Genomic DNA, 11,447 nt, shown 5'->3' with positions numbered 1-11,447 from the left:
TCCGGCCCGGTGCCGGCGCGCGTCGTTTCGCCCCGGCCGCGCGCCGTGCCAGGATCGGAGCTGCCATGACTACCACTGCCGCCACTGAGGCCACTGAGGCCACTGCCGACGAGCACGGCGCGACCGCACTCCACGCCCCGGTCATCCGCTGGTTCGAAGCCCACGCCCGGGACCTGCCCTGGCGCCGCCCCGAGGCCGGCGCCTGGGGGGTGATGGTCAGTGAGTTCATGCTCCAGCAGACACCGGTGAACCGGGTGCTGCCGGTGTACGAGCAGTGGCTCGCCCGCTGGCCCCGCCCGGCCGACCTGGCCGCCGAGCCCTCCGGCGAGGCCGTCCGCGCCTGGGGGCGTCTCGGCTACCCGCGGCGCGCCCTGCGCCTGCACGGCGCCGCCACCGCCATAACGGAACGGCACGGCGGCGACGTCCCGTCCGAGCACGCGCAGTTGCTGACGCTGCCCGGCGTCGGCGAGTACACCGCGGCGGCCGTGGCCTCCTTCGCCCACGGACGCCGCCACCCGGTGCTCGACACCAACGTGCGCCGGGTCTTCGCCCGGGCCCTGAGGGGCCAGGAGTACCCGCCCAACGCCACCACCGCGGCCGAGCGCCGGGTGGCTCGGGCGGCGCTGCCGGCCGAGGACGCGGTCGCGGCCCGCTGGGCGGCGGCCACCATGGAGCTGGGCGCGCTGGTGTGCACCGCGCGCACTCCGGCGTGCGGGCGCTGCCCGATCGCCGACCGTTGCGCCTGGCGGCTCGCCGGTTCACCGCCGTACGAGGGCCCGCCGCGCCGGGCGCAGAGCTACGCCGGCACCGACCGGCAGGTCCGCGGACGCCTGCTGGCGCTGCTCCGGGAGTCACCCGAGCCGCTGCCGCAGTCGGCGCTGGACCGCGCCTGGCACGAGCCCGTCCAACGGGCCCGTGCGCTGGACGGGCTGGTCGCCGACGGGCTGGTGGAACCGGTCGGCCAGGACGTCTACCGCCTTCCGCACACCTGAGCCGGCCCGCGTACCCCGGGCCGCCGCGGTCCGCGCACCCGGCCGGCCCCGCCTCCCACACCGGGGCAAGGCGGCTGTTACACGACCGACGGGTTCCTGCCGGGTCCCCTTGCCCCTGCCATCGGGGGGCCGAGACAACACCTCCGTAGTGTCTTGTCCGTGCCGGCCGGACGGGGGCGGCACCCGCCGCACGCAGCTACGGAAGGCTCGCGATGACCGCAGAGGTGCTGGAGTTCGAGGAGTACGTACGCACCCGGCAGGACGCCCTGCTGCGCAGCGCCCGGCGTCTCGTCCCGGACCCGGTCGACGCCCAGGACCTGCTCCAGACGGCCCTCGTCCGGACCTTCGGCAAGTGGGACGGGATAGCCGACAAGTCGCTCGCCGACGCCTACCTGCGGCGGGTCATGATCAACACCCGCACCGAGTGGTGGCGCGCCCGGCGCCTCGTCGAGGTGCCCACCGACGTCCTTCCCGACGTGGCCGGGGCCGGTGACGGAGCCGATCAGCACGCCGACCGCGAACTGCTGATGGACATCCTCGGGGTGCTGGCGCCCAAGCAGCGCAGCGTGGTCGTGCTGCGCCACTGGGAGCAGATGAGCACCGAGGAGACCGCGGAGGCGCTCGGGATGTCGGTGGGTACCGTTAAGAGCACGCTGCACCGGGCGCTGGCCCGGCTGCGGGCGGAGCTGGAGAGCAGGGAGCAGCAGTGGCACCAGGAGCCGGCCCGGAAGCGGCGCGGCGGCGCGTTCGCCGCCGCCTGACCGCAGTCACCGCGGGGCTGACCGCGGTCCTGCTGGCGATGGTGCTGTCCGGCTGCGGTGGCGGCGGCGTCCGGGTGGAGGACGCCGACGCGGCCTCGGGCCGTGCCGAGTCCAAGGCGTCCCCACTGCCCGCGTCCCCGCTGCCGGAGTCGTCCGCGCCCGCGGACGAGGCTCCGCAGTCCGACCCGTCCGCCTCCGCCCCGGGTACGCCGCAGGACGGGCTGCCCGCGGAGTCCGGTGGGCGGCTGCCCACCGCCGCTGCCCCCGTCACGCCGCCCGGCTCCGGCCGGAAGGTGGACGTGGTGGCACTGCTGCGGAAGGACCCGGCGGTGGGGAGCGAGGTCAAGAGCCGCCTGCGTCCCTGCTCCGCCGAGTCCTGGCCGATCGACGTGGCGTACAGCAGGCTGACCGGGCAGAAGGCCTCGGACGTGGTCGTGAACGTCTCCGCCTGCGTCGACGGCGAGGGCATGGGCAGCTACGTCTACCGGTACACGGAGCGGGGCGGGTACGCCGGCGTCTACGCGGCCCAGTCGCCGGGCGTCTACGCCGAGATCAAGGAGGAGACCCTGCGGGTGCACATGCCGATCCGGCTGGACGGCGACCTGGCCTGCTGCCCCTCGGGCGAGGACGTCGTCACGTTCGCCTGGCGCAACGAGGGGTTCCGCGAGCTGGAGCGGTCCTACCAGGAGTTCCCGGGTGCCTCGCCCGGCGCCGCCGACAGGAACGACGGGTCCGACGGCGCCCGCAGCAAATGAAAGGACTGAGTACGGCGGTGACCGAGACCCATGTGCTCTTCGTCGAGGACGACGATGTCATCAGGGAGGCGCTCCAGCTCACTCTGGAGCGCGACGGCTTCGCGGTGACCGCCGTCGGTGACGGACTGGCCGGGCTGGCCGCCTTCCGCGCCGACCGCCCGGACGTGGCGCTGCTGGACGTCATGGTCCCCGGCCTGGACGGGGTCAGCCTGTGCCGCCGGATCCGGGACGAGTCCAACGTCCCGGTGATCATGCTCTCCGCCCGTGCGGACTCCATCGACGTGGTGCTCGGCCTGGAGGCCGGTGCGGACGACTACGTGACGAAGCCGTTCGACGGCGCCGTGCTGGTGGCGCGGATTCGGGCGGTACTGCGGCGCTTCGCGCACTCGCGCGACCCGGGCGGCAGCGAGGACCGGGACGCCGCGCCGGGCCACTCGGCGGCGTTCCGGCCGCGTCGGCTGCTGCGTTTCGGCGACCTGGAGGTGGACACCGAGGGGATGGAGGTCCGCAGGGACGGCGTCCCGGTGCCGCTGACCCCGACCGAGATGCGGCTGCTGCTGGAGTTCTCCGCGGCGCCGGGATCGGTGCTGTCCCGTGACCGGCTGCTGGAGCGGGTCTGGGACTACGGGTGGGGCGGTGACACCCGGGTGGTGGACGTGCACGTCCAGCGGCTGCGCGCCAAGATCGGGCAGAGCCGGATCGACACCGTCCGCGGCTTCGGCTACAAGCTCAGGGCCTGAGGTGCGGGTACGGCGACCGCAGGTGTCCCTCCCGCCCCGGATGGCCGGACTGCGGTGGAAGGTGAGTGTCGCGATCGCGCTGGTGAGCGCGCTGGTCGCGCTGCTGCTGAGCCTGATCGTGCACAACGCCGCCCAGGTCTCGATGATCGACAACAGCCGGGACGTGCAGGACGAGCGCATCCAGTCCGCGCTGCGGATCTACGAGTCCAACGAACGGCTGGCGCTCGGCGCGGTGCTCAACGACCCGGAGCTGCCCGAACCGCTGGCGGAGGCGGTGGCCGGCGGCGAGCGGGCCACCTACGTCACGGACAGCGGGGACGCCGCGCCGGACGTCTGGGCTGCCGTGCCGGTGCCGGATGGCGGGGTCCTCTCGCTGCACGCCCGGTTCAGCGACCGCTACTCGGTACTGGCCGCGCTGGACCGCACCCTGGTGCTCGGCTCGCTGACCGTGGTGTTCGGCGGCACCGCCCTGGGAGTGCTGATCGGCGGCCAGCTCTCCCGCCGCCTGCGCAAGGCGGCGGTCGCCGCCCGGCAGGTCGCCGACGGTGACGCCGACGTCCGGGTGCGGGACGCGCTCGGCGGACGGGCGCAGGACGAGACGGACGAACTGGCACGCGCCGTCGACGCGATGGCGGACGCCCTCCAGTCGCGCCTGGACGCGGAGCGCCGCGTCACCGCGGACATCGCGCACGAGTTGCGGACCCCGGTGACCGGGCTGCTGACCGCGGCGGAGCTGCTCCCCCCGGGGCGGCCCGCCGAGATGGTCAGGGACCGTGCGCAACTGCTGCGCACCCTCGTCGAGGACATCCTGGAGGTGGCCCGCCTGGACGGTGCGGCGGAGCGGGCGGTGCTCCAGGAACTCGCGCTCGGCGAGTTCGTCGTCCGCCGGGTGCGGGCGCTGGCCCCGGACGTCGAGGTCCGGGTGGAGGGCGACGCCGTCGTCACCACCGACCCCCGGCGGCTCGAACGGGTGCTGGGCAACCTGCTCGCCAACGCGGCCCGGCACGGCGCCGCACCGGTCGAGGTGACGGTCCACGAGCGGTTGATGCGGGTCCGCGACCACGGCCCCGGGTTCCCCCGGGAGCTGCTCAGGGACGGCCCCAGCCGGTTCCGCACCGGCAGCACCGACCGGGCAGGCCGCGGCCACGGGCTGGGTCTGACCATCGCCGTGGGCCAGGCCCGGGTCCTCGGCGCGCGGCTGACGTTCCGCAACGCCTCACCGGGGGCCGTCGCGAGTCTGCGGCTCCCGGAGACGGCGCCGACCGAGGCCACCCCGCCCGCGGGCGTCCCGGCGCTGCGCCCCCGCTGACCCGGACCGCCGCCCGGCGGTCCGGACGCGGCCGGCTCCGGCCCGCACCGCGGCCGTCTCACACGCCGGACGCCGCCGTCGAGGCCCCGAGCCGAAGGGCGGGACAACACGTCTGGGCATGGCGTTACGCCGACACCGAGCGGTACGCGAACGAGGTGATCGCGCACCTCCACGAGGAGGAGCTCTACTTCTCCGCCGAGCACAGCGGCCACCTCCGCGCCCGGCACCGACCGGCCGCCCCGCGCGCCCGCGACGGCGGCCGGAGGACGCGGCCCCCGCGCCGGCGGCACTGCCGCGCCTCTTCCCCGCACTCGACCGGCTCCAGCTGAACGCGCTGGCCCCGGGCGTCGACCCTGGCGAAGCTGCCTCTGCTGCGGAACCTGGTCCTCGTGCAGCCGGTGTCCGTACCGGAGCGCGCGGGGCCACGGAGGTACGAGGTCTCCGGCGTCCGAACGCGCCGCGGCCCCGGCACCGTGAACGGTGCCGGGGCCGCGGCGGAGCGTGCTCCCACCGGACCGGTACCCCTGGAGCAGGGGCCCGGATCAGGCCTCCCGGGTCAGGAGTCCTTGGTGAGGTTCGGGCCGCCGCCGGCGGCCTCCACCGGAGGCGCGTCGGGCAGCGCGGCCTTCTCTTCCCCGCGGAAGGTGAACTTCGCGGTCTCGCCCTCGCTCTCGGTGCCGACGACCACGATCTGACCGGGCCGCAGCTCGCCGAAGAGGATCTTCTCGGAGAGCAGGTCCTCGATCTCCCGCTGGATCGTCCGGCGCAGCGGACGGGCGCCCATGACCGGGTCGTAGCCGCGCTTGGCGAGGAGGTCCTTCGCCTCGCTGCTGAGCTCCAGACCCATGTCGCGGTCCTTCAGGCGCTCGTCCACCTGGTTGATCATCAGGTCGACGATCTGGATGATGTCTTCCCTGGTGAGCTGGTGGAAGACCACGGTGTCGTCGACACGGTTGAGGAACTCCGGCCGGAAGTGCTGCTTGAGCTCCTCGTTGACCTTCGCCTTCATCCGGTCGTAGTTCGTCTTGACGTCGCTCTGGGCGGCGAAGCCCAGGTTGAAGCCCTTCGAGATGTCGCGGGTGCCGAGGTTGGTCGTCATGATGATGACGGTGTTCTTGAAGTCCACCACCCGGCCCTGGGAGTCGGTCAGCCGACCGTCCTCCAGGATCTGCAGCAGCGAGTTGAAGATGTCCGGGTGGGCCTTCTCGACCTCGTCGAACAGCACGACCGAGAACGGCTTGCGGCGCACCTTCTCGGTGAGCTGGCCGCCCTCCTCGTAGCCGACGTAGCCGGGAGGCGAACCGAACAGCCGCGAGACAGTGTGCTTCTCGCTGAACTCCGACATGTCGAGGGAGATCAGCGCGTCCTCGTCACCGAACAGGAACTCCGCGAGCGTCTTGGACAGCTCGGTCTTACCGACGCCGGACGGACCGGCGAAGATGAACGAGCCACCGGGGCGCTTCGGGTCCTTCAGGCCCGCCCTGGTGCGGCGGATCGCCTGCGAGAGCGCCTTGATGGCGTCCTGCTGGCCGATGACGCGCTTGTGCAGCTCATCCTCCATCCGCAGCAGCCGGGAGGACTCCTCCTCCGTCAGCTTGAAGACCGGGATACCGGTGGACGCAGCGAGGACCTCGGCGATCAGCTCCTCGTCGACCTCGGCCACGACGTCCATGTCGCCGGCCTTCCACTCCTTCTCCCGCTTGGCCTTCTGCGTGAGCAGGGTCTTCTCGTCATCCCGCAGGGAGGCGGCCTTCTCGAAGTCCTGCGCGTCGATCGCGGACTCCTTCTCCCGGCGCACGTTCGCGATCTTCTCGTCGAACTCGCGCAGGTCCGGCGGTGCGGTCATCCGGCGAATGCGCATCCGGGAGCCGGCCTCGTCGATCAGGTCGATCGCCTTGTCCGGCAGGAAGCGGTCGGAGATGTACCGGTCCGCCAGGGTCGCCGCGCCCACGAGGGCGGAGTCCGTGATGGAAACCCGGTGGTGGGCCTCGTAGCGGTCCCGGAGGCCCTTGAGGATCTCGATGGTGTGCGGCAGCGACGGCTCCGCGACCTGGATGGGCTGGAAACGGCGCTCCAGCGCCGCGTCCTTCTCCAGGTGCTTGCGGTACTCGTCGAGCGTCGTGGCACCGATGGTCTGGAGCTCGCCGCGGGCCAGCATCGGCTTGAGGATGCTGGCGGCGTCGATCGCACCCTCGGCCGCGCCCGCACCCACCAGGGTGTGCAGCTCGTCGATGAACAGGATGATGTCGCCGCGGGTGCGGATCTCCTTGAGCACCTTCTTCAGGCGCTCCTCGAAGTCACCGCGGTACCGCGAACCGGCGACCAGCGCACCGAGGTCCAGGGTGTAGAGGTGCTTGTCCTTGAGGGTCTCCGGCACCTCGCCCTTGACGATCGCCTGGGCCAGGCCCTCGACGACGGCCGTCTTGCCGACGCCCGGTTCGCCGATGAGCACCGGGTTGTTCTTGGTGCGGCGGGACAGCACCTGCATGACCCGCTCGATCTCCTTCTCGCGCCCGATGACCGGGTCGAGCTTGGACTCCCGGGCCGCCTGCGTGAGGTTGCGGCCGAACTGGTCCAGCACGAGCGAGGTGGACGGCGTGCCCTCGGCGGGGCCGCCGGCCGCAGCCGTCTCCTTGCCACCGGAGTAGCCGGACAGCAGCTGGATGACCTGCTGCCGCACCCTGTTCAGGTCGGCGCCCAGCTTCACCAGGACCTGGGCCGCGACGCCTTCGCCCTCGCGGATCAGGCCGAGCAGGATGTGCTCGGTGCCGATGTAGTTGTGGCCGAGCTGGAGGGCCTCGCGGAGCGAGAGCTCCAGCACCTTCTTGGCACGGGGAGTGAAGGGGATGTGCCCGGACGGGGCCTGCTGGCCCTGGCCGATGATCTCCTCCACCTGCTGGCGGACCGCCTCGAGCGAAATCCCGAGGCTCTCCAGTGCCTTAGCGGCGACACCCTCACCCTCGTGGATCAGGCCCAGGAGGATGTGTTCAGTGCCGATGTAGTTGTGGTTGAGCATCCGGGCCTCTTCCTGAGCCAGGACGACAACCCGCCGCGCGCGGTCGGTGAACCTCTCGAACATCGTTAATCGCTCCTCAGAGCGGTCAGTCAGTTAGGGGTAGTTCCCCTCCCTGTCCTTCCGCAGCTTAGTCCCGCAACGGGGGACCGCTCATTCCTACTGGCGACACCCGCTCTTCGGCTCCTGCCCCGAACGGCCGCCAACCGTTCCAACCCGATGGTGCGAGACGATGTTCCCGCAGGCCAGCCGTATCCACCCGGATCCGGTACGCCGATGGCGAACGCCCGCCTGCCGTCACGTCCGTCCAAGGCCCCATCGCCCTGGTGCACCCCCGTTTCATCAGTCGTTTCCTACCCGTCGATCCGACCACTCCATGCCGGACACACGGAGGACATCCGCTCTCGGCGAACACGTCCGCCGGAGCGGGAGCGCACGCGGGCACCGCGCGCCCTCCGCCCACCTGCGGGTCGGGCGGTCCTCCAGTTTCCTCTCCCCGGCAGTCACGGGTCCAGACCACTCGCCGGTCGCGGCGAAACGTTCCCTGCACCACCCGTGCCCGCACAGGTGCGCACGGTCACCACCCGCGTGACCACGGAGCCGCTGAGCAGTTGCTCCCGGCATGAGCGCCTTCGTCCCACACCCCCGTCCGGCCCCGGAGAACGACCGTCCCGCGGGGCGGTGCGAGGGCGGCGACAGCGGGGCGCCCGGGGAGGGAACACCCGGGCACGACTACCTGCAACTCCCGGTGGACGCCGGGTTCGCCCTGCTGGGCCGCGGCCTCGCGCACGGACCGGTGGAGTTCGACCGGGCGGCAGGCTGTCTCCGCTTCACCGTGCCGGCGGGCAGCGCGGAGGAGCTCCCGGCGCTACTCGAATGGCTCGAATGGGACGGCGTCGCACTGGAATTGACCGCCGGGAAGGGCCCACGGCGCGGGGGGTGCGCGGCGGGCCCGTACGGCGCGGGGTCCGGCTCCCGGGGGACCGCATTCCTCGCGCGGTCCCCCGAACCGGAGGACGAGGTGAACCTCGTGCGACTGGTGAGCGCGGCGGCGACCGAGTGCCACCGGGCACGGGTGCGGCGGAATGCCGGCACCACGACCAATCAGCCGTTTTCCTTCTCGTACGCCTCGCGAATGCCGGCCGGGACCCGGCCGCGGTCGTTGACGTCGTAACCCTGGTCCTTGGCCCAGGCGCGAATCTTGGCGGTGTCCTGACTGCTCGCCGCCGAGGAGCCGCCCTTGGCCTTCCCGCGCCCGCCCGAGGTCCGGCCGGTGCGCCGGCCAGCCTTCACGAAGCCGGCCAGCGCATTGCGCAGCTTCTCCGCATTGGCAGTAGTGAGGTCGATCTCGTAGGACTTGCCGTCCAGCGCGAACGTGACCGTCTCGTCGGCTTCGCCGCCTTCGAGGTCGTCTACAAGAAGGACCTGAACCTTCTGTGCCACCGGCTACTCCCATTCACTGCCGCCGCCCCGTTCCGTGACCGGGCCGCGATAACCGATTACTGATATTGACGACGACAGCAAACCGCTTTTCCCGGGAAAACACAAACCCTCCGGGATGTTTGCCGGACGGCGCGAACGGATCGGGGCGGGACCTTTCGGACATAGCGCACGCGTCGCGGAGCTCCCGCGATACCCAATGCGCGCGGTCAAAGTGCCAGCAGCATCCGACTGTTGCCCAGGGTGTTGGGCTTCACCCGTTCGAGTCCCAGGAACTCCGCCACACCCTCGTCATAGGACCTGAGCAGCTCGCTGTAGACGTCGCCGTCGACCGGCGTCTCCCCGATCTCGACGAACCCGTGCTTGGCAAAGAAGCCGACCTCGAAGGTCAGGCAGAATATGCGCCGGACCCCCAGCCACCGGGCTGTCTGGAGCAGCTTCGCCAGCACCTGGTGCCCCACTCCGTCCCCCTTGAGGGCCGGGTCCACCGCGAGCGTGCGCACTTCCGCGAGGTCCTCCCACATCACGTGCAGCGCGCCGCAGCCGACGACCTCGCCGTCGTCGTCCCGCTCCGCCACCCAGAACTCCTGGATGTCCTCGTAAAGCGTCACCGTGGCTTTGTCGAGCAGGATCTCGTCGACCGAGTAGAAGTCGACGATGCGGCGGATCGCCGGTACATCACCCGTCCTGGCGCGGCGAACGGTGAGCGTATTGTGACTTCTCGCTTCTGGCATGCTCGCACGCTATCGCTCTCCCGGACCGGTGACCCGCACGCCATTGAGTTGCACCACCCGCAGGGCGTCCCGCAGGTCCGCCTCCTGTTCGGGGGACATCATCCCGAAGAAGGCCACGAGCGCCGCTGCCGGGTTGTCACTGGCCGACCACGCTTCGTTCATCAGCGCCGCCGCGTAGGCCGCCCGCGTCGAGACGGCCTCATATCGATAGGCCCGCCCCTGATGCTCCCGCCGGACCCAGCCCTTCTGGTGGAGGTTGTCCAATACGGTCATGACCGTGGTGTAGGCGATCTGGCGTTCTTCCCGCAGATCCTCCAGGACTTCCCGGACCGTCACCGGTCGGTTCCCCCGCCATACCCGGGTCATGACGGCGTCTTCGAGCTCTCCCAATCGTCGCGGCACAACACGAACAATAGAGGGAGATGTCGCGATTGACACGGCTGCGGCGCGACCCGGATCGTTCCGGTCCGCCCGCGCCAATTCACGAGGCAGACAAAAGGGCACGCGACACGAGAGTTGCCGGGCAATACCGTCTGCTCGGGGCCTCCCTCGGGGCGCAGCGCACCCCCGGGCGAGGTCAGGCCGGGGACGCGGGGTCAGGCACGGGAGTCGCCCTCGGCGGTCTCGGCACCGGACGCGGCGGCCTCCCGACGGGCCAGCGCGGCGTCGACCGCGGCGTCCTCCTTGGCCTTGTTGGGTCCGCCCTGGCTCTTCACGATGGTGACGATGAGCGCGGTGAAGGCCACGGCCATCACCGCGGACGGGGTGAGTGCGGCGAGATAGTCCATGCGACGGGCTCCTCGGGTACGGGACTCCAGCGTAGGACAGGCCGCCCCGGATGCCGCCGCCGGGCCCGGGTGGCAGCGTCCGGGCCCGGCGGCGGCAGGACGGGCGCACAGCGCCCCGGCGGAGGGCCTCAGCCCGCGACCCAGGACCGGCGCCCTTTCTCAGCGGGGGCGCCCCCGAGGGGCGCCCCCGCCGGCGGCACCAACCGCAGCCGGGACGGCGCGGTCGGCACGCCGGCGCCGTCGTCCGGGCGGTCGGTGCCGCGGTCCGGCGGCGTGCGCCGCCGCGGCGGGAACACCTCCCCCGGGGTGGGCACGGGACGGGACGGCGCGGGCGACGGTCCGCGCGGCGGGTCCGCACGTCCCGGCCCCGGACTCGCGGGCTCCCGGCGCCCGGGCTCCTCGCCGTCGTCCTCCCGCCCGCCGTCGGCGCTCCCGCCGGAGGCGGGCGGGAGGACGACGAGCGGGGCCCGGGCGACCGGCAGGGCAGCCCGGACCAGCAGGGCGGTGCGCCGGGCGGACTCCCGTGCCCCGGTGCTCGCCACACACAGTTCGCGCAGCGCCAGCAGATCCTCGATGGTCGGCCGGCAGCCGGCGGTGAGCGCCTCCTGGAGCCGGGAGAGGTAGCCGTCCGCCGACCCGGGCAGGGCTCGTCGGTAGCGGATCAGCTCGGCGTCCAGGAAGGCGCGGTGCCGCCGCAGCTCATCGGTCACCTCGTCCACCGCCTTCGTCAGGCGGAGGCACTCCCCGATCTCGTGATCCGGGATGGAAGCGGGCTGGAGGGCGTTGGCGAGGGCGCGTCGGAGGACTCGCAGCTCATCGGCGCTGAAGGCCATGCCGCCTCGGGAACCGTGTGGCGTGGGCATGGAAGCGACTTTAAGTGCCAATCGGACGAAAGTGGCGTCAACGCGCCCGAGG

At 72.1% G+C, this 11,447-nt stretch carries 12 protein-coding genes; 6 read left to right on the top strand and 6 right to left on the bottom strand.

All coding sequences use genetic code 11. From position 1 onward, the window contains the following. The first annotated feature begins 65 nt into the window (after nt 1-65). From H300_RS0123875 to H300_RS31695, 6 genes are all read left to right on the top strand, one after another. On the top strand, nt 66-992 hold the full coding sequence (locus H300_RS0123875; protein WP_028429399.1) for an A/G-specific adenine glycosylase: 927 nt from the start codon (nt 66-68) through the stop codon (nt 990-992). Between the two features lie 212 nt (nt 993-1,204). Then, a complete protein-coding gene (locus tag H300_RS28990) occupies nt 1,205-1,753 on the top strand; it encodes a SigE family RNA polymerase sigma factor (RefSeq protein ID WP_051270375.1) in 549 nt (182 codons plus the stop codon). Next, nucleotides 1,699-2,508 carry a hypothetical protein gene (locus H300_RS29615; RefSeq protein ID WP_051270363.1) on the top strand — a complete coding sequence of 270 codons (810 nt, stop codon included), beginning with the start codon at nt 1,699-1,701 and terminating at the stop codon, nt 2,506-2,508. The genes H300_RS28990 and H300_RS29615 overlap by 55 nt, the downstream gene beginning before the upstream one ends. A gap of 17 nt (nt 2,509-2,525) precedes the next feature. Further along, nucleotides 2,526-3,248 (top strand): two-component system response regulator CseB, encoded by a 723-nt coding sequence (gene cseB / locus H300_RS0123860; protein ID WP_028429398.1) that lies wholly within the window; start codon nt 2,526-2,528, stop codon nt 3,246-3,248. A 40-nt stretch (nt 3,249-3,288) separates the two neighbouring features. Then, on the top strand, nt 3,289-4,557 hold the full coding sequence (locus H300_RS28980; protein WP_051270360.1) for a sensor histidine kinase: 1,269 nt from the start codon (nt 3,289-3,291) through the stop codon (nt 4,555-4,557). Between the two features lie 155 nt (nt 4,558-4,712). Beyond that, on the top strand, nt 4,713-4,886 hold the full coding sequence (locus H300_RS31695; protein ID WP_158678439.1) for a hypothetical protein: 174 nt from the start codon (nt 4,713-4,715) through the stop codon (nt 4,884-4,886). A 227-nt stretch (nt 4,887-5,113) separates the two neighbouring features. Here the strand turns inward: H300_RS31695 and H300_RS0123845 are convergent, their stop codons facing one another. From H300_RS0123845 to H300_RS28975, 6 genes are all read right to left on the bottom strand, one after another. Next, nucleotides 5,114-7,636: an ATP-dependent Clp protease ATP-binding subunit gene (locus tag H300_RS0123845; RefSeq protein ID WP_028429397.1), complete on the bottom strand. Its 2,523-nt coding sequence runs from the start codon at nt 7,634-7,636 to the stop codon at nt 5,114-5,116. Nucleotides 7,637-8,674: 1,038 nt separating this feature from the next. After that, on the bottom strand, nt 8,675-9,013 hold the full coding sequence (locus H300_RS0123840) for a histone-like nucleoid-structuring protein Lsr2 (RefSeq protein WP_028429396.1): 339 nt from the start codon (nt 9,011-9,013) through the stop codon (nt 8,675-8,677). A gap of 206 nt (nt 9,014-9,219) precedes the next feature. Continuing rightward, nucleotides 9,220-9,744 carry an amino-acid N-acetyltransferase gene (locus tag H300_RS0123835; RefSeq protein ID WP_028429395.1) on the bottom strand — a complete coding sequence of 175 codons (525 nt, stop codon included), beginning with the start codon at nt 9,742-9,744 and terminating at the stop codon, nt 9,220-9,222. Nucleotides 9,745-9,753: 9 nt separating this feature from the next. After that, nucleotides 9,754-10,146: a BlaI/MecI/CopY family transcriptional regulator gene (locus H300_RS0123830; RefSeq protein WP_078516261.1), complete on the bottom strand. Its 393-nt coding sequence runs from the start codon at nt 10,144-10,146 to the stop codon at nt 9,754-9,756. A gap of 194 nt (nt 10,147-10,340) precedes the next feature. Then, nucleotides 10,341-10,532 (bottom strand): hypothetical protein, encoded by a 192-nt coding sequence (locus tag H300_RS0123825; protein WP_028429393.1) that lies wholly within the window; start codon nt 10,530-10,532, stop codon nt 10,341-10,343. A 128-nt stretch (nt 10,533-10,660) separates the two neighbouring features. After that, a complete protein-coding gene (locus H300_RS28975; RefSeq protein ID WP_486584024.1) occupies nt 10,661-11,395 on the bottom strand; it encodes a hypothetical protein in 735 nt (244 codons plus the stop codon). Between the last annotated feature and the right edge of the window lie 52 nt (nt 11,396-11,447).

The sequence above is a fragment of the Streptomyces sp. TAA040 genome, from assembly GCF_000424845.1.
The sequence above is the reverse complement of the archived record's forward strand: the minus strand, read 5'-3'. Positions and strand labels throughout refer to the sequence as shown.